The 20,755-nt window shown below is 67.1% G+C and carries 22 protein-coding genes and 2 pseudogenes; 10 read left to right on the top strand and 14 right to left on the bottom strand.

What is annotated here, in order from left to right; translation table 11 throughout:
• Positions 1 to 23 precede the first annotated feature (23 nt).
• Complete coding sequence (locus tag KY661_RS21555; protein WP_225412008.1) at positions 24 to 887, top strand: phosphatase domain-containing protein; 864 nt, start codon at positions 24 to 26, stop codon at positions 885 to 887.
• A 17-nt stretch (positions 888 to 904) separates the two neighbouring features.
• Here the strand turns inward: KY661_RS21555 and KY661_RS21550 are convergent, their stop codons facing one another.
• Positions 905 to 1,846, bottom strand: a complete 942-nt coding sequence (locus KY661_RS21550; RefSeq protein ID WP_225412007.1) for a phosphotransferase — start codon at positions 1,844 to 1,846, stop codon at positions 905 to 907.
• A 31-nt stretch (positions 1,847 to 1,877) separates the two neighbouring features.
• On the bottom strand, positions 1,878 to 2,081 hold the full coding sequence (locus tag KY661_RS21545) for a hypothetical protein (RefSeq protein ID WP_225412006.1): 204 nt from the start codon (positions 2,079 to 2,081) through the stop codon (positions 1,878 to 1,880).
• Positions 2,082 to 2,330: 249 nt separating this feature from the next.
• Between KY661_RS21545 and KY661_RS21540 the strand changes: the two genes are divergently transcribed.
• Positions 2,331 to 2,966: a hypothetical protein gene (locus KY661_RS21540; protein ID WP_225412005.1), complete on the top strand. Its 636-nt coding sequence runs from the start codon at positions 2,331 to 2,333 to the stop codon at positions 2,964 to 2,966.
• On the top strand, positions 2,953 to 3,414 hold the full coding sequence (locus KY661_RS21535) for a hypothetical protein (protein ID WP_225412004.1): 462 nt from the start codon (positions 2,953 to 2,955) through the stop codon (positions 3,412 to 3,414). The genes KY661_RS21540 and KY661_RS21535 overlap by 14 nt, the downstream gene beginning before the upstream one ends.
• 9 nt (positions 3,415 to 3,423) lie before the next feature.
• Here the strand turns inward: KY661_RS21535 and KY661_RS21530 are convergent, their stop codons facing one another.
• Positions 3,424 to 5,340 (bottom strand): hypothetical protein, encoded by a 1,917-nt coding sequence (locus KY661_RS21530; RefSeq protein WP_225412003.1) that lies wholly within the window; start codon positions 5,338 to 5,340, stop codon positions 3,424 to 3,426.
• 341 nt (positions 5,341 to 5,681) lie between these two features.
• On the opposite strand from KY661_RS21530, the gene KY661_RS21525 reads away from it, so the two are divergent.
• From KY661_RS21525 to uraH, 6 genes are all read left to right on the top strand, one after another.
• Entirely contained in the window at positions 5,682 to 6,917 is a 1,236-nt protein-coding gene (locus tag KY661_RS21525; protein WP_225412002.1) for a heparin lyase I family protein, read from the top strand.
• 106 nt (positions 6,918 to 7,023) lie between these two features.
• Positions 7,024 to 8,469, top strand: coding sequence for an FAD/NAD(P)-binding protein (locus tag KY661_RS21520; RefSeq protein ID WP_225412001.1), 1,446 nt, complete (start codon positions 7,024 to 7,026; stop codon positions 8,467 to 8,469).
• Positions 8,466 to 9,818 carry an allantoinase AllB gene (gene allB / locus KY661_RS21515; protein WP_225412000.1) on the top strand — a complete coding sequence of 451 codons (1,353 nt, stop codon included), beginning with the start codon at positions 8,466 to 8,468 and terminating at the stop codon, positions 9,816 to 9,818. Before KY661_RS21520 ends, allB begins: the two co-directional genes overlap by 4 nt.
• Positions 9,819 to 9,946: 128 nt before the next feature.
• Positions 9,947 to 10,963, top strand: a complete 1,017-nt coding sequence (alc, locus tag KY661_RS21510; RefSeq protein ID WP_225411999.1) for an allantoicase — start codon at positions 9,947 to 9,949, stop codon at positions 10,961 to 10,963.
• Positions 10,960 to 11,472 carry a 2-oxo-4-hydroxy-4-carboxy-5-ureidoimidazoline decarboxylase gene (gene uraD, locus KY661_RS21505; RefSeq protein ID WP_225411998.1) on the top strand — a complete coding sequence of 171 codons (513 nt, stop codon included), beginning with the start codon at positions 10,960 to 10,962 and terminating at the stop codon, positions 11,470 to 11,472. The genes alc and uraD overlap by 4 nt, the downstream gene beginning before the upstream one ends.
• Positions 11,469 to 11,813, top strand: coding sequence for a hydroxyisourate hydrolase (gene uraH / locus KY661_RS21500; protein WP_225411997.1), 345 nt, complete (start codon positions 11,469 to 11,471; stop codon positions 11,811 to 11,813). Before uraD ends, uraH begins: the two co-directional genes overlap by 4 nt.
• A gap of 200 nt (positions 11,814 to 12,013) precedes the next feature.
• Here uraH and KY661_RS21495 read toward each other — a convergent pair.
• From KY661_RS21495 to KY661_RS21460, 9 genes and pseudogenes are all read right to left on the bottom strand, one after another.
• Positions 12,014 to 12,124 (bottom strand): annotated as a pseudogene (locus tag KY661_RS21495) (IS5/IS1182 family transposase); the annotation flags it as partial.
• 44 nt (positions 12,125 to 12,168) lie between these two features.
• The gene (locus tag KY661_RS21490) at positions 12,169 to 12,480 is read right to left on the bottom strand and encodes a hypothetical protein (protein ID WP_225411996.1); all 312 of its coding nucleotides are present in this window, start codon (positions 12,478 to 12,480) and stop codon (positions 12,169 to 12,171) included.
• Positions 12,481 to 12,832: 352 nt separating this feature from the next.
• The gene (locus KY661_RS21485; RefSeq protein ID WP_225411995.1) at positions 12,833 to 14,206 is read right to left on the bottom strand and encodes a serine/threonine-protein kinase; all 1,374 of its coding nucleotides are present in this window, start codon (positions 14,204 to 14,206) and stop codon (positions 12,833 to 12,835) included.
• Between the two features lie 36 nt (positions 14,207 to 14,242).
• A complete protein-coding gene (locus tag KY661_RS21480) occupies positions 14,243 to 14,875 on the bottom strand; it encodes a DUF4037 domain-containing protein (protein WP_263437250.1) in 633 nt (210 codons plus the stop codon).
• A gap of 51 nt (positions 14,876 to 14,926) precedes the next feature.
• Positions 14,927 to 15,103, bottom strand: a pseudogene (locus tag KY661_RS37325) (nucleotidyltransferase domain-containing protein); the annotation flags it as partial.
• A complete protein-coding gene (locus KY661_RS21475; protein ID WP_225411994.1) occupies positions 15,078 to 15,515 on the bottom strand; it encodes a hypothetical protein in 438 nt (145 codons plus the stop codon). The pseudogene KY661_RS37325 and the gene KY661_RS21475, both read right to left, overlap by 26 nt.
• Positions 15,512 to 15,862, bottom strand: a complete 351-nt coding sequence (locus tag KY661_RS21470) for a hypothetical protein (protein WP_225411993.1) — start codon at positions 15,860 to 15,862, stop codon at positions 15,512 to 15,514. The genes KY661_RS21475 and KY661_RS21470 overlap by 4 nt, the downstream gene beginning before the upstream one ends.
• Before the next feature lie 350 nt (positions 15,863 to 16,212).
• Positions 16,213 to 16,866, bottom strand: coding sequence for a YdcF family protein (locus tag KY661_RS21465; RefSeq protein WP_225411992.1), 654 nt, complete (start codon positions 16,864 to 16,866; stop codon positions 16,213 to 16,215).
• A gap of 18 nt (positions 16,867 to 16,884) precedes the next feature.
• Positions 16,885 to 17,586 carry an HAD family hydrolase gene (locus KY661_RS21460; RefSeq protein WP_225411991.1) on the bottom strand — a complete coding sequence of 234 codons (702 nt, stop codon included), beginning with the start codon at positions 17,584 to 17,586 and terminating at the stop codon, positions 16,885 to 16,887.
• Positions 17,587 to 17,666: 80 nt separating this feature from the next.
• Between KY661_RS21460 and KY661_RS21455 the strand changes: the two genes are divergently transcribed.
• Complete coding sequence (locus KY661_RS21455) at positions 17,667 to 19,031, top strand: DUF6986 family protein (RefSeq protein WP_225411990.1); 1,365 nt, start codon at positions 17,667 to 17,669, stop codon at positions 19,029 to 19,031.
• Positions 19,032 to 19,052: 21 nt separating this feature from the next.
• Here the strand turns inward: KY661_RS21455 and KY661_RS21450 are convergent, their stop codons facing one another.
• Both KY661_RS21450 and KY661_RS21445 read right to left on the bottom strand, forming a co-directional pair.
• Entirely contained in the window at positions 19,053 to 20,117 is a 1,065-nt protein-coding gene (locus tag KY661_RS21450; RefSeq protein WP_225411989.1) for a DUF2804 domain-containing protein, read from the bottom strand.
• A 56-nt stretch (positions 20,118 to 20,173) separates the two neighbouring features.
• Entirely contained in the window at positions 20,174 to 20,692 is a 519-nt protein-coding gene (locus KY661_RS21445; protein WP_075006596.1) for a DUF2378 family protein, read from the bottom strand.
• Between the last annotated feature and the right edge of the window lie 63 nt (positions 20,693 to 20,755).

The following is a 20,755-nucleotide window of genomic DNA, read 5'->3' as shown; positions in this document are numbered from 1 at the left end:
CCCAGGGGCTATGCTCCCTCACCATGCGCATTCCCCCCATGGCCCCCGATGCGTCCTTCGCGCAGCTCGTCCTGGACGACGAGGGCCTCCACGTGCGCCGCTTCCGCGCGCCCGGAACGGTGGAGCACTCGCCGGACACCGAGGGGCTCGCGGAGCTGGCGTGCTCGGGGAGCGCGCAGTTCTCGGCGGCGGGCTGGAAGGACCTCCAGGCCCGGCTGGACGTCCCCCGCGAGCGGCTCTACGTCGTCGACCTGCGCCAGGAGTCTCATGGCTTCCTGAACGGGGCCGCGGTCAGCTGGTACGCCCAGACCAACTGGGGCTGCGTGGGCCTGTCCGATGCGCAGGCGCTCGCGCTGGAGAACCTGCGGCTCCAGCTCCTGGAGAGCAGCGAGCACATCCAGCTCGGCCGGGTGGAGGACGTGAAGCGCGGGCTGCCCCGCGTCCTCTCCGAGTGGACCCGGCAGACCGTGGCGGACGAGGCCCAACTCCTGGACCTGCCCCCGGGGAACTACCTCCGGCTGCCCGTCACGGACCACGCCCGTCCTTCCGATGCGGCGGTGGAGCGCTTCATCAGCCTGGTGCGAGGGCTGCCGCCCCAGGTCCATCTCCACTTCCATTGCCGGGGGGGAAAGGGCCGCACGTCCACCTTCCTCGCGCTCTACGACATGCTCCACCACGCGCACCGCATCTCCTACGATGCCCTGCTGGAGCGGCAGCGGAAGTGGAATGACTACGATCTGCGCAAGAGCGCAGACCCGGCGAGCGCGAAGGCGCCTTACATCCAGGAGCGGACGCGGTTCCTGGAGAACTTCTACCGGTACGCCCGCGCCCATCCCGGAGGCGCTCCCGTCTCGTGGGCCCAGTGGCTCGCCGCTCCAGGAGCCTGAGGGGCCCGGAACGGCCCTTACCCGCCTGCGAAGGGTGTCTCCCGCCAGGCCTGGAGTGACGGCGCGAGCCCCTCGGCCAACATCGGCAATTGAGGCACGAGGGCGTGGCAGACCACCATCTGGAGCATCCGCGCGGCATCCACGGTGCGCAGAGCCGCTGGGTCGAGCGCCCTCACCCCCGCTTGCGCCGCCGCCGCGTCGTAGACGGCGGCTCCCTGAGGGCCAAGGAACGAGAGATCCCACTCCACCGGCCCCAGCGTCACATCCTCGAAGTCCGCATAACGCACGCCATCCGCCGTCCGGAGGATGTTGTACGAGGGCGCATCTCCGTGGATCGGCTGGACGCTGACCTGGGGAAATTTCGCGGCGAAGCCCTCGCGCGTGGAGAGCAGCGGCGAGAGAAGCGCCCACTCTCCCCGTGCCCGCTCGATGTCCGCAGGGGGCAGCAGCCCCGGGTTCTCCTCCAGGAGCGCCAGGCACGCGGGCAGGGTCGCCGCCAGGGGGGAGAGAAAGGGAAGCTCACCCGGGTAGCCGCGCAGCACCGCGTGCAGCCGGGCTGCGAGCGCCGCCTCGGCGACATAGTCCGGTGTGCGCGAGGGATCGACCTCCACGAACTCCCAGAACGTCATCGAGAAGCCGTCCCGCTGCACGGGCTCGCACGGCACCAGGGGGCTCGGGCGCACCACCGGGAGCCCATGGCTGTCCAGCCAGGAGACCACGGCCAGTTCGCGGGCCTGCCGCGCGGTCTGGCGGGAGGCATCCAGCCCAGGTGGCAGCACCACGGGAACCCGGACCACCACGGGCGCTGGCGCGAGGTGCACGACGACCGAGAACACGTCATGCAAGACCTTGGGCTGGGCCGCCTTGAGTCCGAGCGCAAGGCCCGCGTTCACCGCCGCGGTGACAGCCCGGGCCGTGCGTGCTTGGAGATCCGCCGGAGTCAGGGAGGAGGTAGGCATCTGCGCATCATACCTATGAGCGGCACAGGCCTCACCGGCGAGGACGTGCCCATTGCTCCAGGACACTCGGGCCGTCCGCGCTGACCGCATAGTCCTTCCAGAAGGCCCGGTGCAGCCGCAGCTCTCGCGGGACGCCTTCCCGCAGGAACTGGACCGTCACGGGCTTTCCTGAGGGCTCCAGCGCCTGGAGAAAGGCTTCCACGCTGGAGCCGGCCCGGCCCTCCACGGAGGCCACCACATCGCCCCTCGCAGTTCCACGTGCACGGCCTCCGGGAAGACCTGGAGGCGGTACTTCAACGAGCAGCCCGAGCGCCCCAGACAATTCCTCATGACGGTCTCCTACCCCCAAGGTAGGGTAGCATGGCCAGGACGTGTCCAGTGCCTCCCCTTCACCCTACCTGGGAAGTCATCATGTCTTGCCAGCTAATCTCGAATCCGCTATGAAGCACCGAGAAGCAAGCTTTGCTCGTTTTTCGAGGTAAGCATGGGGTTCCTTCGTGGACTGACGCTGACGCTGGTGAGCGGGGGGTGGCTGGGCTGTGCCAGTACCCCGGCTGGCGAAGCCGCCACCTACGGAGTCCAGGACGGCCGGGTCTGGGTGAGCGGGCCCTGGAAGGCGGTGGACCCCTCCCGGGACGCGGATGACGTGATTGACCAGCTCTGCCCCGCCATCATGCGGCTGCCGCGCGCACAGGCGGGGGACCACGGCCAGGAGTACTGCGGCGTCCTCTACACCCTGGAGGACGGCACCTACTACGCCAGCCATCCCTCACCGCTGGGGGACACGCGGGTGGGCCGGGTCTCCTCCGAGAAGAACTGCTACGTGCCGCGCGTCGTCCGGGACGTGCGCGGCCAGACGGTGCCCATCGGGGACTACCACAGCCACCCCTGGTCGCCCTCGCCCATGACGACGAGCCGGCGGGACCGGGTCGCCGCCACGCAGATTTATTCGATTCGCATCCAGTTCGACAAAGCATGTCACCTGCAGAAGCTCGTCCCCTACATGAACGAGGCGAGGCCGGGCGAGCTGTATGAGCGCCGGGGCAAAAGCTGGAAGCTCATTGGTCTCATCCGGCCTGAAAACAAAGCGAACGGAGCCATCACCCGTGTCGACGACTGACCCGCACCGGCCCGGAGACACGCCCCCGCCGCTCCTCTTGGGCCTGCTGCTCTGCGCCCTGCTGCCCGCCTGCGCGCTGTTTCCGCGCCCGCAGCGGCCCGTCCATGCCCCGCCGGAAGAGGCCGCCGCCGTCACCTTTCCGATGGACCTCCCCACCGAGGGAAGCGTGAGCCTCTCCGGTCCCACGCTGGCCGCCATCCAACTGGCCATGGAAGACTTCCTGCCCTGGGACACTCACCCCCACGAAGGGGCAACCCCTCGCGAAGTCTGTCTTTACCAGCGTGAGTCCTACGACGTCATCGCCTCCCCCGGGGCCGAGGGAATCATCTACGTGGAGCTCTTCCCCCGCACGGGAGCGTGCGAGATGGGCGGCCCTCCGGTGATGGACTTCAGCGCCATCTACGCCATCGACGCGAAGGGCAAGCGCATCCTGGCCGTCCGGCGCTGAGCCGCGCCTTCAGTACGTCACGGGCTCCTCCGCCACACCGGGACGTTTGCAGCCCGGATTCAGGCACACTGCGGTCGCCACGCGGATATTGGGAAGCTGCATCCCGAGCGCGGAGGGCTCGAACTGCAGGAGCGTGGGGGTGTGCCGGCAGGACAGCCGGATGAGGGGCTCCTCGGAATAGACGCCATGGGGATAGCCTCCCAGTTGGATGCCCCGCCTCCTGGGCAGCCCCGCGTCCTCCAGCCACTGCTTGTATCTTCGCCACACGAAGCCCTCAGGCAACTCCCGCGCCGCGGCCTCCGCGTCCGGGGCATCCTCGAAGGCCTCGGGCGAGGACGGCTTTCCCTGGCCGCCCGGCCCGAGGGTGATGTGGACATGCTCCACCGTGGGCTCCTCGGCGGCGCAGGTCTCGCATTCGTAGATCTGAATCGTCCGGGAGCCGAGCTTCGGCGTGAGAAGGGGAACGTTGAGCACCGCCTTGGGCTTCATGGACGCTCGGCACTCGGGGCACTTGAGCGTGGGCTTCACGGCCTGGACCGGGGCGAAGGCCCAGGCAGGGAGCTGCTTCAAGCCATAGGGCGGAACGGCCTTGCCCGCCGCCCGGAGGCGCTTGGAGAGGGCGGGCGGAAAACCCTTCCGGGACAGCGCCTCAAGGGCACTCACGAGTCCGGCCTCTTCGAGCGGCGGCAGGTGGGGGATCGCGGAGGGCTCCACCGCCCAATCGATGACCCGCTCCGCGAGCAGGAAGAGCCCTGGAGACTTCTCTGCCGCATCGGGGCGCGTTCCCATCTTGAGCGCCTGCTGAAGCGCCTGCGCCAGGGAAAGACCTTCGACGCGCTGAACCGCGTCCAGCCAGCGCCCCACCTGAGACACACTCCCCAACGCCTCCTCCTCGAGGCTGCGCAGGTACTCCTTGCGCTCCTGGGGCTTCAGCAGGTCCGGTGCCAGCTGAGCCAGCGCCATGAACCCGATGTGCTCCTCGAAGTCAGACAGCACCCACTGCGAGCGCGTCTTCGGCGAGGCGAGCCGCAGGATGACGCTGAACGCGGCTTGCGCCTCGGCCCCTGCCAGCCCGTCCAGCGGCACCCCAGCAAGCGAGGCCGCGGCCGCCCAGCCCGGCTCGGGATGGCGCAGACCGCCCGCCAGTTCGAGCAGGGTCTCCCGGCAGTCCCGCCCCAACTTCTCGAGTGTGGCTCGCGTGCGGACATCCGCTGCTCTCAGGAGAGCGTGGATCCAGGTGCCTGGGGTCCGGTTCGATTCCCCGATGGGATACTTCTGGGGCCAGGAGGCCGCTTCCTGAAGCAGGGAGACCCGCCGGCTCAGCTCCTGCGCGTCGAGCAGGGTGAAACCCGCCCGGGTCAGCACCTGCTGGGCTTCGAGCCACTCCCGGGCGCCGCGAGGGCGGACGAGCGTGAAGGTGTTGAAGTGCGTGCCTTCGAGTGCGATGCCCAGCTTCTGGAGGTGTTCGCGTCCATGTCTGGCCGCGGCCGCATCGCCGGGCGCCGCCTTCACCCCGAGCGGTTCGATGAAGGACTGACGGCAGCCCGGGCAACGCGTGGCGTTCGCCCCGACGGAGGCACCGCAAGGACACACGAGCCCCCCGGCAGGCGTGGCGGCCTCGGGGGGCGCCTTGATCCGGACAAGCTCCCGGAGCGCCCGCTGGGCCAGCTTGTAGTCTCCCTTCACGTCCCGCGACTCCGGTGGGCGCTGGGCCAGCTGGCGCTTGCGGGCCTCCCACACCCAGCACGCCGCCGTCCCTTCGAGCGGAAAGCGCATCACCTCCGCGTGCGCGCCCTTCTCGCCCGCGGAGGTAGCCAGGGCCTCCAGAAGCTTCCCCGCCGCATCGGCCTCGGCGGCCGGGACGGCGATGGCGAGTTCAACGGGGTTGCTGAAGAGCGACGCATCGCAGAGGGGACGCGCCTTCAACCCGTCGATCACCTCTTGGACAGACTGCCCCGCTTCCGCAAGCCGGCCGCGGCGCCAGGCGTTCGCGCTGGCGGACCGCTCGAAGTGGATCTGGATCGCAACCCCTTCATAACCCGTTCCCATTCGCCCCCTATAGCCCACCTGGCGCCTGCCCCTCAAAGCCAGACGCCCCTTCCTCGCCTCCCCCCCAGGCAGTCACCGGCCGGAACTGTTGATTAAACCATCAGGTCCGACGCCAGTACCTTTGCGGGCTCCGGGAGCGCTTCCATTCTGAAGTCTCTCATTGGGCCCCCCCCTCTCCCCCCCTGCAACGGTTGTTTGTCTTTCCACCGAGACCTGCCTTGAAGAACGCACTTCTGTCGTCCGGCCCCCTGTTGTTCCTTCTGAGCAGCCTGGCCTGTGGAATGCCCCCTGCCGGCGAGGAGGCCCCCTACGCACTCCCGGCCCTGGCGGCCCGCTCCCAGGCCCTGGCCCTGCAGGGCTGCTCGCCGCTCGCCATCCTCTCGGTGAGCGCCAACGGCGACGACGGCAACCCGCCCGTTCAAACCCTGGATGATCAGCTCGACACGCGCTGGAGCCAGCTCGGCAAGGGCGCCTGGATCGACTACGACCTGGGCACGCACCGCGCCGTCTCCGGCGCCGCCATCGCCTGGCACCAGGGCAACCTCCGCGCCAACACCTTCACCGTGTCCATCTCCTCGGACGGCAAGACGTACCTACCGGTCTACAGCGGTGTCAGCAGCGGAACCACGGTGACCGCGGAGGTCTACGCCTTCATCCCCTACACCGCGCGCAACGTGCGCATCACCGTGCAGGGCAACAATGTGAATGACTGGGCCAGCCTCGCCGAGGTCCGCGTCTGCGGTTACACGGAGTCCCTCGTGCCGCTGCCCGCCGCCACCCTCACCTGGCGCGGCGACTTCGAGACGGGCAATCGCTCCCAGTGGAGCCATGCCCAGGAGGTGAGCCCCGACCGGCTCCAGGTGGTGCCCTCCCCCATGCGCGAGGGGCGGTACGCGCTGAAGGCCACCGTGAAGCAGGGGGACGACCCCATCTCCACCGGCGGCAACCGCAACGAGCTGGTGCTGATGACGCACGAGCCCGTGGGCGCCGAGTACATCTACTCCTGGAGCACCCTGTTCGCGCCCAGCTTCCCGAGCGTGCAGACCTGGCAGCTCTTCACCCAGTGGCACCATGACGGCTGTTGCGGCTCGCCGCCGGTGGAGTTCTACGTCTACGGCGAGGAGATCCGCCTGAGCGTCGGCGGCAGCACCGGCGCCCTGGTGTGGCGCACGCCGCTGGTGCGCGGGGTGTGGCACGACTTCGTCTTCCGCGTGAAGTGGTCCCCGGATCCCAAGACGGGCTTCATCGAGCTGTTCCACAATGGCCGGCAGGCCGTGCCCCAGCGCGCCATGGCCACCCAGTTCGATGGAATGCTCAACTATCTGAAAGTCGGCCTGTACCGCAGTGACACCGTCACCCAGGACGGGGTCGTGTATCATGACAACTGGGCCATGGCCCGGCGGATGGAGAACGGTCCCCTCCCCGGGGACCTCCCCCCCGAGGGCGTCCCCTGAGAGAAGGAGAGAAGCAGACAGCCGCTTCGCTCGTCTGCCGGCTGCGCTTCATTCCCGGGGGCCCTCCATTGGCACACAAGGGGCGGAGCGTGATTTGACTGGGGCCATGCTCCTTCCGACTCCGAGTCCTACCGCGAAGTCCGGAACGGGCCTCGCCCTGCTCGAGGCCCTGCTGCTCAAGGATCTGGAGCGGCTTGCCTACCCGAAGCGCTCCTGGGTGCTGCCGCGCCGCTCCCAGGAAGGACAGGCCGTGCTCGATGTCGTCATCATCGGCGGCGGGCAGAGCGGGCTGGCGGCGGCCTTTGGCCTGCTGCGCGAGAAGGTGACGAACCTCCTCGTCGTGGACGAGAACGCGCCGGGCCTCGCCGGGCCGTGGAAGACGTTCGCGCGCATGCACACGCTGCGCACGCCCAAGCACCTCACCGGCCCGGACCACAACCTGCCCAACCTCTGCTTCCAGAGCTGGTACGAGGCCCAGCACGGCGAGGAGGCCTGGCAGCAGCTTGGCCTCATCCCCAAGGAGCTCTGGGCGGACTACCTCGACTGGTACCGCCGCTTCCTCGGCATTCCCGTGCGCTGCCATGCCCGCGTGGGCGCCCTCTCCTGGCGCGCCCAGGACGCCTGCTTTGCCGTCCCCCTCCAGCCCCAGGACGGCGGGGCCCCGGAGGTGCTGCTCGCCCGCAAGGTGGTGGTGGCCACCGGCATCGACGGCTCCGGCCGCTGGGAGAGCCCCGCCATGGTGTCCCGGCTGCCGCGCGAGCTGTGGGCCCACACCCGGGATGCCATCGACTTCGAGGCCCTGCGTGGCAAGCGCGTGGGCCTGCTCGGCGCGGGCGCCTCCGCCTTCGACAACGGCGCCGTGGCGCTGGAGAAGGGCGCGGGCGAGGTCCACCTCTTCTACCGCCGCAAGACGCTGCCCACGGTGAATGCCTACCGCTGGGCGGAGTTCGTCGGCTTCCTCAAGCACCATGGGGACCTGCCGGATGGGGACCGCTGGCGCTTCATCCGCCGCATCCTGGAGATGGGGCAGCTCCCGCCGCACGACACGTACCACCGCGCCCGCGCCCACCCGAACTTCCACCTCCACGCGCAGAGCCCCTGGCTGGACGTGCAGGCCGTGAAGGGCGAAGCCCACGTCACCACGCCCCACGGCACGTTCGCCTTCGACAAGCTCATCGTCGGCAGCGGCACCGTGACGGACCTCACCCTGCGCCCGGAGCTGGCGAACGTGGTGGCCGACATCGCGCTGTGGAAGGACCGGTACACCCCGCCGCCCCAGGAGGCGCACGAGGACCTGGCGCGCCACCCGTACCTGGGCCCGAACTTCGAGTTCCAGGAGAAGGTGCCCGGCCGCGCGCCCTACCTCTCCTCGCTCTTCAACTACACCTTCGGTGGCCTGCCCTCGCTGGGGTTTGGCGGCGCGAGCATCTCGGGGCTGAAGTACAGCCTGCCCCGGCTCGTGTCCGGCATCACCCGCCAGCTCTACCTGGAGGACAAGGACGCCTTCTTCGATTCCCTGATGGCCTATGACGTGAAGGAGTTCGAGCTGTGAGTTCTCAGCCGTGGGCGCTGGCCAGCCAGCGCGTCGTCACCGAGTCGGGCGTGCGCGAGGCCGCCGTCGTCATCCGCGACGGCAAGGTGGCCGCCGTGCTGCCCCTCTCGAAGGTGCCCGCGGGCCTGCCCGTGGAGCACGTGGGCCAGAAGGTTGTGATGCCCGGCGTGGTGGACTGCCATGCCCACATCAACGAGCCGGGCCGCACCGAGTGGGAGGGCTTCGAGACGGCCACCCGCGCGGCGGCCAGCGGCGGCATCACCACCGTGGTGGACATGCCGCTCAACTCCATCCCCGCCACCACCACCCTGGCCGCGCTGCAGCTCAAGGCCGCCGCCGCCGAGGGCCACTGCGCCATCGACTATGGCTTCTGGGGCGGCGTCATCCCCGGCAACGGGGCCGAGCTGGAGGCCATGGCCGGCGCGGGCGTCACCGGCTTCAAGTGCTTCCTCATCCATTCGGGCGTGGACGAGTTCCCCCACACCACCCGCGAGGACCTGGAGCGCGCCCTGCCCGTGCTGGCGCGGTGCGGCGTGCCGCTCATCGTCCACGCGGAGCTGACGCCCGACGAGAAGCCGCCCCAGGGCGACACGCGCACCTACCGCAGCTACCTGGAGTCGCGCCCCCGCCAGTGGGAGGACGATGCCATCCGGATGATGGTGGAGCTGTGCCGCAAGCACCGCACCCGCGTCCACATCGTCCACCTGTCCTCCTCGGATGCGCTGCCGGATATCGCCGCCGCCCGGCGCGAGGGGCTGCCCTTCTCCGTGGAGACGTGCCCCCACTACCTCACCTTCGACGCGGAGCACATTCCCGACGGCGCCACCTTCCTCAAGTGCGCCCCGCCCATCCGCGAGGCGGAGAACCGCGAGAAGCTCTGGCAGGGCCTGGCGCGCGGGGACATCGACATGGTGGTGTCGGACCACTCGCCGTGTACCCCCGCCCTCAAGCACCTGGACAAGGGGGACTTCTCCGCCGCGTGGGGCGGCATCGCCTCGCTCCAGTTCAGCCTCCCGGCCGTGTGGACGGGCATGCGCGAGCGCGGCCACGGGCTGGAGGCGCTCGTCCGGTGGATGTGCCGCCACCCCGCCCGCCTCATTGGCCTGGAGGGCACCAAGGGCAGCCTGACGCCCGGCGCGGACGCGGACCTGCTCGTGTTCGACCCGGAGGCCACCTTCACCCCCGAGGCCGCCCACGTGCGGCACCGGCACAAGCTCACCCCCTACGCGGGCCGCTCGCTGCACGGCGTCGTGGAGCGCACCTACCTGCGGGGCGAGCCGGTGTACACGGAGGGCGCGTTCGCCGCCCGCCCCGGGGGCCGCTGGGTGCGTCGCCCGGGCAAGGCCTGACAGAAGGCCGCCACAAGGCATACATCCCCTCGCATCAGCCGGGCTACACGCGAGGTGAACCCACACCTCAACGCCCTGGCACGGCCTGCGCGGAGGAGTAAGGTAGCCCGCGAGGGGAGACTCACCACATGCAGACACCTGAAGAGGGCAAGATCCGCGTTGCCTTCGCCGAGCTCATCGACCTTGTCTCCGAGAAGGTGGGCGGCAAGGCCCTCCTGGCCAATGACGAGTTCTTCGCTCCCAAGGAGAACCTGCTCAAGCCGGGCCGGGGCGTCTTCATCCCGGACAAGTACACGGAGTTCGGCAAGTGGATGGACGGCTGGGAGACGCGGCGCAAGCGCGTGCCCGGCTACGACTGGTGCATCCTCCAGCTCGGCCTGCCCGGCGTCATCCGCGGCGTGAACGTGGACACCAACCACTTCCTGGGCAACTTCCCCGAGTACGCCTCGGTGGATGCGCTGGAGGTGACGGGCTCGCCCACGCCGGAGTCGCTGGTGGACGCGGCGTGGACCGAGGTGGTGCCGCGCACGAAGCTCTCCGGGGGCACGCAGAACTTCCTGCCCGTGGCGAGCGAGCGCCGCTGGACGCACGTGCGGCTCAACATCTACCCGGACGGCGGCGTGGCGCGCTTCCGCGTGCACGGCGTGGTGCGGCCGGACCTGGTGGCGCTGCGCGCGAGCGAGGGCGTGGACCTGGCGGCGGCAGAGAACGGTGGCACCGTCGTCACGTGCAATGACGCGTTCTTCGGGCCCAAGGACAACCTCATCATGCCGGGCCGGGCGGTCCACATGGGCGAGGGCTGGGAGACGCGGCGCAAGCGCGTGCCCGGCTTCGACTGGATCGTCGTGAAGCTGGCGGCGCCGGGCACCGTGCAGCGCGTGGAGGTGGACACCAACCACTACAAGGGCAACTTCCCGGACATGTGCTCGCTGGAGGGGTGCACGCTGAAGGAGGACCTGCTCGACTTCGCCAACGCGAAGGACATCGCCTGGCAGGAAATTCTCCCGAAGACGAAGCTCCAGGCGCACCACCGCCACTTCTTCGAGGCCGAGCTGAAGACCTCGGGGCCCTTCACCCACGTGCGCCTGAACATCTTCCCAGACGGAGGCATCAGCCGGTTGCGCATCCATGGACGTGCGTCGTGAGCCGGCTCGACTGGCTCAACGGCCTGCCACTGGAAGACGCGCAGGCGGAGTTCCTCCGGTGCTGTGGCTCCCGCCGCTGGGCGGAGGGCATGGCGCGGGCGCGCCCGTTCGCCCGGGAGACGTCGGTGTACACGGAGGCGGGCTGGCTCTGGTCCCAGACAGGCCCCGAGGACTGGAAGGAAGCCATCACCCACCACCCGCGCATTGGCGACATCTCCAAGCTGCGCGAGCGCTTCAAGGCCACCAGCACCTGGTCCGAGCAGGAGCAGAAGGGGGTGCAGGGCGCGAGCGAGGAAGTGATTCAGGGGCTCGCCGACGGCAACCGGGAGTACGAGGAGCGCTTCGGCTTCACGTTTCTCATCTGCGCCACGGGCAAGAGCGCGGCGGAGATCCTGGAGCAGCTGCGCGAGCGGCTGAACAACCCCCCGGCCCTGGAGATGCGCATCGCCGCAGGAGAACAAGCGCAAATCACCCGCATCCGACTGGAGAAGCTTCTCACCAGCCCATGAGCACCCTGTCCACCCACGTCCTCGATACGCAGTCGGGCCGCCCCGCCGCGGGCGTCCCCATCACCCTGGAAGCCCAGACGCCCAGCGGCGAATGGCGGGAGCTGGCGAGCGGAACCACCAACACGGATGGACGCGTCCGGGACTTCCTGCCTGCCGGAACGAAGCTGGAGCTAGGCATCTACCGGATGACCTTCCACACGGGAGAGTACTTCCGGGCGAACAGCCTCAAGGGCTTCTACCCATACGTCCCGGTGGTGTTCGAGCTCGCCTCGGCAGAGGAGCACTACCATGTGCCCCTGCTGCTCAGTCCGTTCGGCTTCTCCACTTACCGGGGCAGCTAATATTACACGGTCACTTCCAGCGGACTCTAAGCCAGGGAAACTAAATCCGTTCAGAGGGGGCCCGAAAAGCCAGAGGCTCCAGCCGCCTTGAGTGGCGCAGTCTCCGAGAAGCAGGCGGACAGTATCTGAAAGAACGCTTCACGTCTCTTGCTCAGCATGAAGCTGAAGCCGGTGCGCTTCAGCTTCTTCTAGAAGTTTTCGATCCAGTTCAAGGTTTCCGATGTCGGGACTCGGGGGTTGTGGCACCCCAGAGGATGCTCGGGATGAGGAGGCAACAAGGGCGCCAACTTCGCCCACACCTCCTCCTTCATCCTTACGTAACGTAGGCCCCTTTCCTCCCTACTGAATTACTCTCTTAGTCGCAGAAGGTGTAGGAGTGGTTGTGGTCGTAGAAATAGGACCAGACGCGACGCTGGCTCCCGTCGTAGTTGGTCTTCCAATCCACGTCGTTGACGCCCGGGTAGTAATCGGGCGACCACTGCCCGTTGAACCACTGGATGCGGTAGGAGGCGATGTCACAGACGTAGGTGCCGGCGCACTGTGAGGGGTAGTAGTCCCGCAGCACTTTCGTATCGGTGCTGAGCGAGAGGTTCTGTGGCCACCGGTTGTCATAGGTCGGCCCTTGCGTAACCGTGTAACAATTGGCAGAGGCCGAGTACGCTGCCAAGGAGCCGCCAACCGCCGCGAGCACTCCAAGATTTTTGAAGAAGCCGTTCATTTCAAGACTCCTGTTGCGAGTGTTTTATGCCTCCGCAGACAGAGGCGAGGGAACGTACGGCCCCTCGCTCAAAACAGAAGCCCGACTTGGGTGCTAAGCCCCCGGACAGACATAGATGTTGACCATCTGCTCGCCACCCCGCGGTGCTCCCCCCTCCCTGCGAGAGAGGCTGGGATGAGGGCGGTGTACAACAATTTCGTCCTGGGGCTTATGGCGGCCGGACTCCACCATTCTGCTTTTGCTACCGGATACGCTTCAGGCCGCCGCCGCTGGAGCCGCCCAAGAAGTACGAAACTCGAACTTAGCGTGGACTAGATGTCGAGGGCGGTGGCGGATCGAACGTGGGCCTATAGCATTTTCCCTTCCATTCGTACGCATGCGCGCCACAAGGCGGCAACTCCTCCGCCAGGGCAATCCAGCACCCTTCGTTGATTTTGATCTCAGGCTTCGCGCACGGGGGACGATGCTGGCCAGGAAACGGCTTCTTGGGCATATCAAAACCGATTCCACCTTGCTCAACCTTAGGTAGAATCCCTCCCCTGGAGGAATCACTCACGGCGTCCCCAAGACCTGCAGTCCCACCGTCTTCAGCATGGTGCTGACGCGCGGGCTGGGCTATTTTAACGAGTTCTTTCCCGCCCTTCGCAGGCTTGGCCCACTCGCCTTCTTCCCACCACAAGGCGCTCACCACTGCTACTGTGAGTCCCCCGAGCCATGTCGCTCCAGTGCCCCACCCTCCAAACCGCCCCTCCTTCACAGGAGCGGCCTGCTTCGAATGCCGAGTGATGACATTGGATGCTTGTCTTCCAACATCCATTGCTGCACTTACCAAGGCTTGAGCCACTTCCTCCGCATTTCCCCGAGCCAAGGGAGCCTCGGAGAGCATGCGACGGATGAACGCCGCCAATTTTGGACTGACACGTGCCAGTCTCTCGGGGGCTATTCGCTTTGAGCGGACATACCCGTCCTCCATATCCAACGCCTTGGGTTCCAAAGATGGAGGGTACTTTCCGGTGACAAGCCGATAGGCCATTACTCCCAGTGCGTACACGTCATCGGTCGGTCCAGCTTCGTAGTGTGCCGAGTCGTCGTACCGAAATCGCCACCGGAAGCGCAGCGCTTCAATACTCCAGTATTGAAACGTTCCAGGAGGCTCCGGCCGCCACGTGAGCCTTTTTGCCCCCGCGTAGCTACCCGAGCCGAAGTCCATCAGCACGGCCTTGGTGCCATCCGCACACACCAAGACGTTGTCGCCCTTCACGTCCCGATGAACACCACCCGCTGCGTGCGTGGCGGCCAAAGCACTGGCCACCTGTGCCAGCAATCCCAAGACTTGCCGGGAGGAAACGGGATGGCGCTCGGCCCATTCGTACAGCGGCACTCCCTCCACCCACTCCATCACCAAGTATGGAAAAGACACGCCTTCAGGCGACTCCCAAGTGCCCTGGTCGAATAGCCTTGGCACGTGAGCATGCGTCAACCGCGAGAGCAGCTCCGCCTCCCGTTCGAACCGAGGGTCCATCGGACGCAACGACAACTTCAGCGCGAAGGTTCCCGCTCCCTCATCCCCCACTCTTTCGACACGGTAGACCATGCCGTAGCTGCCGTGACCGCCCCGGCCCAGCACACGCCAAGCGCCCACTTGAACGCCGAGCGGTAAAGCGGAAGGTTCCATTGCTGAAGGCTCCACGAAGGTTCACTTCCTACGGAACTACACCTTTCTCCCCGCTCGCTCGACGAGCACGTCCATCCCGTCGGCCAAGCTGCGTAGCAGGTTCAGTGCATCCTCGGCGTCCGCGTTGCCGACGTGGCTCCAGATCTCAGCCTGCGCCTTGGCCAGGCCTTCGAGCGTGATTGGGTAGCTCGCAGCCTCGGTGACAGCGCCCTTCTCATTGATGAGGTAGCGGCCGTTCAACGCAAACAGCACCTGCGCCATGCAGCACAGTGCCCGGTAGGCGCAGCCCGCGACATGTGTCTGCTCGGCGCGTAGAGCCGCCTTCTCGGCATTCGAGATGGCAAAGCCCACCTCCCAGCCAAAGCGGGCAATCAGTGCATCCCTCAGCGCCTCGGGGTACGGACAAGTCTCCTTCTTCAATTCCGCGATTCGGCCGGATGGATCGTGAAGCGGCTGGCAGGTCGCGACCTCGCCCATCCAGATGACCGAGCAGAAGCCATGAGGGTGGCCCGGCTGGTAGTTCATCGAGAGGCGGCCCTGCCGCGCATCGGCGATGACCTCACGCACGCGTCCGAGATCCCGGTAGAGAAGATCGACTTTGGCACCCGCGATGGTGAGCCATCCCCCACCGTTGATCCACGGTCCCCACTCGCCAAGAGGAGTCACCATCGGTGGTTGCTCATCCACGAGGGGGGCCACGGCCCTTCTGAGCGCTTCTACATCGAGTGGCGCACCAGGCTCGTAGTAGAGGCCAAAGTCATAGTCGGAAGCAGGGCCCGCCGTCCCCCGCCCTCGCGAGCCGCCGAGCACGAGCGCAACCAAACCCGGAACAGGCTGGAGCGCCTCAACTACACGGGCAAGCAGCGCATCATTATTCTCGCTTGAGGATGAGCCCATCGTCACTGACCGCATAGCTGGCCCCCGCATCCATGAGGCTGGGTTGAAGCCCACAGCGCTCATCTTCTTTGGGAGTGAAGTGAATGAAAGTTACTCTTTCGCCACCGCGAACCCATGCATCGTAACTTTCCAACCTAGACAGGCAACGCGTCCAAGCGTCATCCGTTTTCGAAGCTTCTGAGCCTAGAGGTTTGAAATCATCCATCGCGATCTGGAGCGCCTTGAGTTGCGGTCCTGTCAGAGCCGTTGTCTTGTCCTGACTCCACTCGGGAAATTGAATCGGCGCGGCTACTTGCTCAGAAGCAACCCGAGGTTTGCGATGAACATGGAAGCATCCTGAGCAGGAGAAGAGAAGTGCCTGCAGCGCCAATACCTTCATCCCTGTGTATTCACGCACCGCAAGTTTCGTCATTCGCCCCTCACGTCATCCGTCACGTGTTTGATGGCTGCAAACTTACCGTCCTTCAGTTGAAACACTGTTCGTGCTTGAAAATCGTACAGGTACATTTCACACAGAGGATTGAGCATCACTCGAAAGTAGAACCGCTGGCGCCTGGCCTGAAGGTCTTCTGGTGAGAAGCGCGTGCTGGATGGATGGTTGTGGTAATCGGCGTAGATCACGGAGCTAGGAGCGCCAGGATCACTAACAACATCAGGGATAAAACACTGCTTGCGTCCACCCGCAGCTTCCAATGCGGGGCCTAGCGAGGAAGGATGGCTCGCGTAGAAGCGGTCACTCCCGGGCCGTTGGTAGATCACCCCGCAGTATTCTTGGCCCCCACGCCGGTTGCCCGCGGTTGATCCAGGCATCTTGCGGAGTTCTTCGCAGAGGAGAGGCCCCAGGGTTTCCAGGTTGTCGATGGGGCCCAGGAGTGGACCTGCAACCACCAAGCGGTTTGCAGAGTCATGCCAAAACTTGGGCGATTCGCTTGTGGCGCAGGCCAGAACGAGCCCTATCCACATGGAACTCAACCGGAATGGGGGAATAGAGCTTGAGAGCTCTCGCACATAGCGCATCCACTGACTCTATCAATGCCTGCCCCCAGTCACCTAGAGGCAACCCTCTGAAGCTACACGCGCACGCTGACTCACGAGCACGAGCCGTTCTCTTAGCCAGCCGCATCGACCGGACAGTTCGGCACCAGGTGGCCTCTGAATCCCTGGTCCATCAGGTACCGCCACGACTCCAGGATGTCTGAGGGCAGGGAATGCTCCTGCTGAAAGCCAAGCCGGGGGTAGACGCGAATCCGGTGGATGTCCCCCACCATCTCGTCGATCACCCCCAGAATGCCCACCACGTTCGATACGCCGTCGGGAAAATCGATGGGGGGGCAGTCCACGTTCGATGTGATGCCCGGCCACCCCACCGCGGCGGTCAGCGCCACCCGGAGAACGGAGTTCGGCTTCGTGAGAAACGTCACCGTCCGGGCCTGCGGCGCCAGCTTCCTCGAAAAGGCAATGTTCTCTCCGAAGTTCGTGGCCCGGTCCTCGATGAGGACCTGCGCTTCGGAAACTCCATTCGCCCGGACCCGCTCCAGGAACACGAGCGCCTCCGGCTTGTCCCACAGGTGCCGCGTCCAGTTCCCAGTGTTCCCGCTGATAAGGAGCTGCTTCGTCAGCCCTTTCTTCAGGAGTTCGCAGGCGTAATCGCACACCCGCAGGTCGTACGAGCAGCAGATCACCGCGAGCTCGGATGGCGCCTGGCGCTTGAAGGAAGACAGGTAGTCCCAGAGCCGTCTCGCGTGCTCGAGCGTCATCGACATTCGCAGCCCCCTGCCTCCTCAGCGGCTGCAAGCCATCCGCAACTCGGGGCCAGACGGGAAGCGCTTGACCACCTCTCCCGGAGACCGGGGCTGGAACGTGATGCCCGTGAAGTCCTGGACTGTCGTCCGGGCCCCGGACGCCAACAGCTCCTCGCCGCCAATTCCCACGCAGTAGGCCCCCGCCCCAGCGGCGGACCGCACGCCGCTGAGGGAGTCCTCGTAGACGATGGTCTCCGAGGCGGAGAGGCCCAGCAGCGAGGCCGCCCGCAGGTAGGGCTCGGGGTCCGGCTTCCCCCGGCTGACGTCGTCACGGCTGACAATCACCTCGAAGCGTCCCGCCAGCCCAAGGCTCTGGAGAACGAACTCGATCCGGCCCTGCCACCCGCTCGTCACCAGTCCGAAGCGGATCCGGTATTCGGCCAGGGACTGGATGAGCTTCTCCACGCCGGCAATCGCTGCGCAGGGGGAGCGCTCTTCGAGGACTTCCACCTTGCGGTGGATCTGCCGCTGCTCCTCCGCCGAGGCGTTGGGAAAGAGCGCGTTCACGGTGTAGCTGCCCGGACGCCCGTGAACGAGCTCGTGCATCTCCGGGTCGCTGATGGGGCGCCCCAGGCTCTCGGCCACCGTCCGCCAGGACTTTTCAACGACAGGCTTCGAGTGGACGAGCACTCCGTCCATGTCGAAGAGGACGGCGGAGAATCGGGTACTGGCTGCACTCATGTGAAGGAGCCTATCTCAAGGCGCCACGCCTCGCGCTATGGTGGCCGCCTCTCTCCCTCGAGTTGAGTTCCTCCTCTCTTATGATGAAGACCACCCTCAAGCCCTCCTCCCTTGGCCCCGCCCGTGCCGCGCTGAAGAAGGCCAACCTGGCCTACACCCAGGCCTACCCGGGTGAGTCCTCCCGGCGCCAGCCTGTGCACACCGTCTACGGTGGCGCGCAGATCTTCAAGTCGGACACGGCCCGGAAGATGGGGCAGACGGCCCTCGCCACCCTGCAGGACTCCGCGCCGGACGCCAAGACGTTCGCCGAGTGCCTCGGCTTCCCGAAGACAGGTGGTTTCGGCAAGCGCGTCTACGAGCGCGTGGTGGCCAAGCTCGAGCGCGAGCCCGTGGAGGACTTCCGCATCGACTTCGAGGACGGCTACGGCCACCGCCCCGATGCCGAGGAGGACGGCCACGCCGTGTCCGCCGCCGAGGAGACCGCCAAGGGGCTCAAGGCGGGCACGCTGCCGCCGTTCATCGGCATCCGCATCAAGTCCCTCTCCGAGGAGCTGTTCGACCGCAGCCTGCGCACGCTGGACCTGTTCGTCAGCACGCTCCTGGAGCGCTCCGGCGGCAAGCTGCCCCCCAACTTCGTCATCACCCTGCCGAAAATCACCGTCGTGGAGCAGGTCACCGCCCTGGTCCGCCTGCTGGAGGCGCTGGAGAAGGCCAAGAAGCTGCGGACCGGCTCCATCCCCATCGAGCTGATGGTGGAGACGCCCCAGTCCCTCTTCGACGCCGACGGGCGCCTGGCGCTGACGGACCTCGTCGCCGCCGCGGAGGGCCGCTGCGTGGGCGCCCACCTCGGCGTCTACGACTTCACCGCCTCGCTCAACATCACCGCCGCCTATCAGAGCATGGCGCACCCGGCCTGCGACGTCGCCCGCCACCTGATGCAGCTCGCCCTGGCGGGCACCGGCGTGGCGCTCTCGGACGGCGCCACCAACGTGATGCCCGTGGGCCCGCATAAGAAGGATGTGAAGAAGGCCCTCACGCCCGCCCAGAAGAAGGAGAACCGCGAGGGGGTCCACCGCGCGTGGCGGCTCGCGTATGACCACACGCGCCACTCGCTGGAGCGCGCCATCTACCAGGGGTGGGACCTGCACCCCGCGCAGCTCCCCGTGCGCTACGCGGCCGTGTATGCGTTCTTCCTGGAGGGGTTGGATCCCGCCTCGCGCCGGCTGAAGTCCTTCATCGACAAGGCGGCCCAGGCCACGCTGCTCGGCGACGTGTTCGACGACGCGGCCACCGGTCAGGGCCTGCTGAACTACTTCCTGCGCGGCATCTCCTGCGGCGCCATCACCGAGGAGGAGGCCCTGGCCACCGGCCTCACCCTGGAGGAGCTGCGCAGCCGCTCCTTCCTGAAGATCCTCAACGGCCGCCGCGAGGCCAGCGCGCGGTAACACCCGGCCCGCCGCCGGGACTCACCAGAACATGTCCTGATCCTCGGTGACTCCCGGCACGCTGGCGAGCGTGTACGTCTGGCCGCCCGCCCGCACCGTGCCCTCGAAGAGCCCCACCGGCTGCGCGAAGCGGCTCACCAGCAGCCGGAGGCTCTTGTCCTCCCGGTGCACGTGGATGGGCTTGAAGTGCAGGTCCACCGCCCCGTCCTCCGTCGTCACCCGCCAGGGCTCCAGCAGGTCCTTGCGCTCGTACGTGAAGCGCGCCCGAGCCAGCGAGTAGAGCCGGTCCCCCACCCAGAACGCGTTCTCGTTGGACTGGGGGTCCTCGTTGAAGCCCTCCACGAAGTTGAAGCCCACCGGCGTCCCGTCCGCCAGGCGGCCCGCGCCGAACGCCCAGCGCCACGCCGTGTGCCGCGCCAGGTAGCCCTGCGTGTAGTCCAGCCCGCCCACCCCGCCATCGAGCCGGAACTGCCTGCCGCCCACCTCCAGGCTGCCCAGCGCCAGCAGCCCGCCCCGCTTCTGCGTCACGTTCACCAGCCCGTCGTTCTTCACGGGCGCGATCACCGTGAGCGCCGGAGGGCCTCCGGCCACCACCAGCTCCCCCTTCCACCGGAAGGGCTGGAAGCCCGGCGTCCGCGCGCGGCGGATGTCCACCTCCACCTGGTAGCGCTCGTCGTCCTCGCCCCGCCAGGCCGCCAGGCGGCCGCCCAGCGTGCGGAACGACACGTCCAGCCCCGCCCCCGGCCGGTCTCCCACCGAGGCCAGCGCCCGGGGCACCCCCAGGAAGCTCACGTCACACAGCGGGCGCTTCTCCTTCAGGTCCACCGCCACCGCGAACGCGTTCGCCCCGTAGCCCAGGTCCACCACCGCGAAGAGCGCGGCCACCTCCTGCGTGGCGGCGAACAGGTAGTTCCAGCGCTTGCGCTTGAACAGCTTCAGGGCCGTCGAGGGCGCCCAGCGGCCCTGCAGGCGGCCCAGGTCCACCTCGCGCAGCTCTCCCAGGTAGGTGCCGAAGCACGGCTCGCCTTGCGCCGTGCAGACGGAGGCGGGCGCGGAAGCCAGGGTCATCTCTTGCTCGGGTGTCATTTCCGCATTGTGCGGAGAAGGCCCAGCCGCCGCCATGAAACTCTTGGAGGGGGGGACTACCAGGTGACGTGCAGCGTGAAGCTGATGGGCGAGTGCCGCACCACCCGGATGCTGGGCACCACGCGCGTCAGCCGCAGGCCTTCCTCCACCACGCCCTGGAGGAAGAAGGGCGACAGGTCCACGCTGGCCCGGAAGTCCAACCGGAACTGGCGCTCGTTCACCTGCACCGCGTTCACGGAGATGGGCGAGGTGTCAAAGCGCAGGTGCTCGGGGAACTTCTTGAGGAAGCGCACCGGCCCCACCAGCGGAACGCCCGCGGACACCGCCCCGCCCAGCACCGTGCGCGCGAAGCCCTGGACGAACTGGTGGCCCAGCCGCCGCCGCCCCTCCTCCACCGTCAGCCCCGGGTAGAAGCACCGGCAGGCGATGTCCAGGCACTTGCGGAACAGACTCATGGGGTACTGCGGCAGGAGATCATCCCGGTCGAACCCCACCTTGCGCAGCTCCGCCTCGAAGTACGAGTCCCGCTTCACCCCATGAACGAACAGCCCCTCGAACAGAATCGACCGCGTCATCGGCTCGACGCTCAAAGGCGGGGGGGTCGGGTGCAGGGTGGTCCGCATAAACGGGAGATTCAC

Source organism: Allostigmatella hybrida, from assembly GCF_020103775.1.
Taxonomy (GTDB): Bacteria; Myxococcota; Myxococcia; order Myxococcales; family Myxococcaceae; genus Hyalangium; species Hyalangium aurantiaca.
Note: the sequence above shows the minus strand (reverse complement) of the source record. Positions and strands in the feature narration are given on the sequence as shown.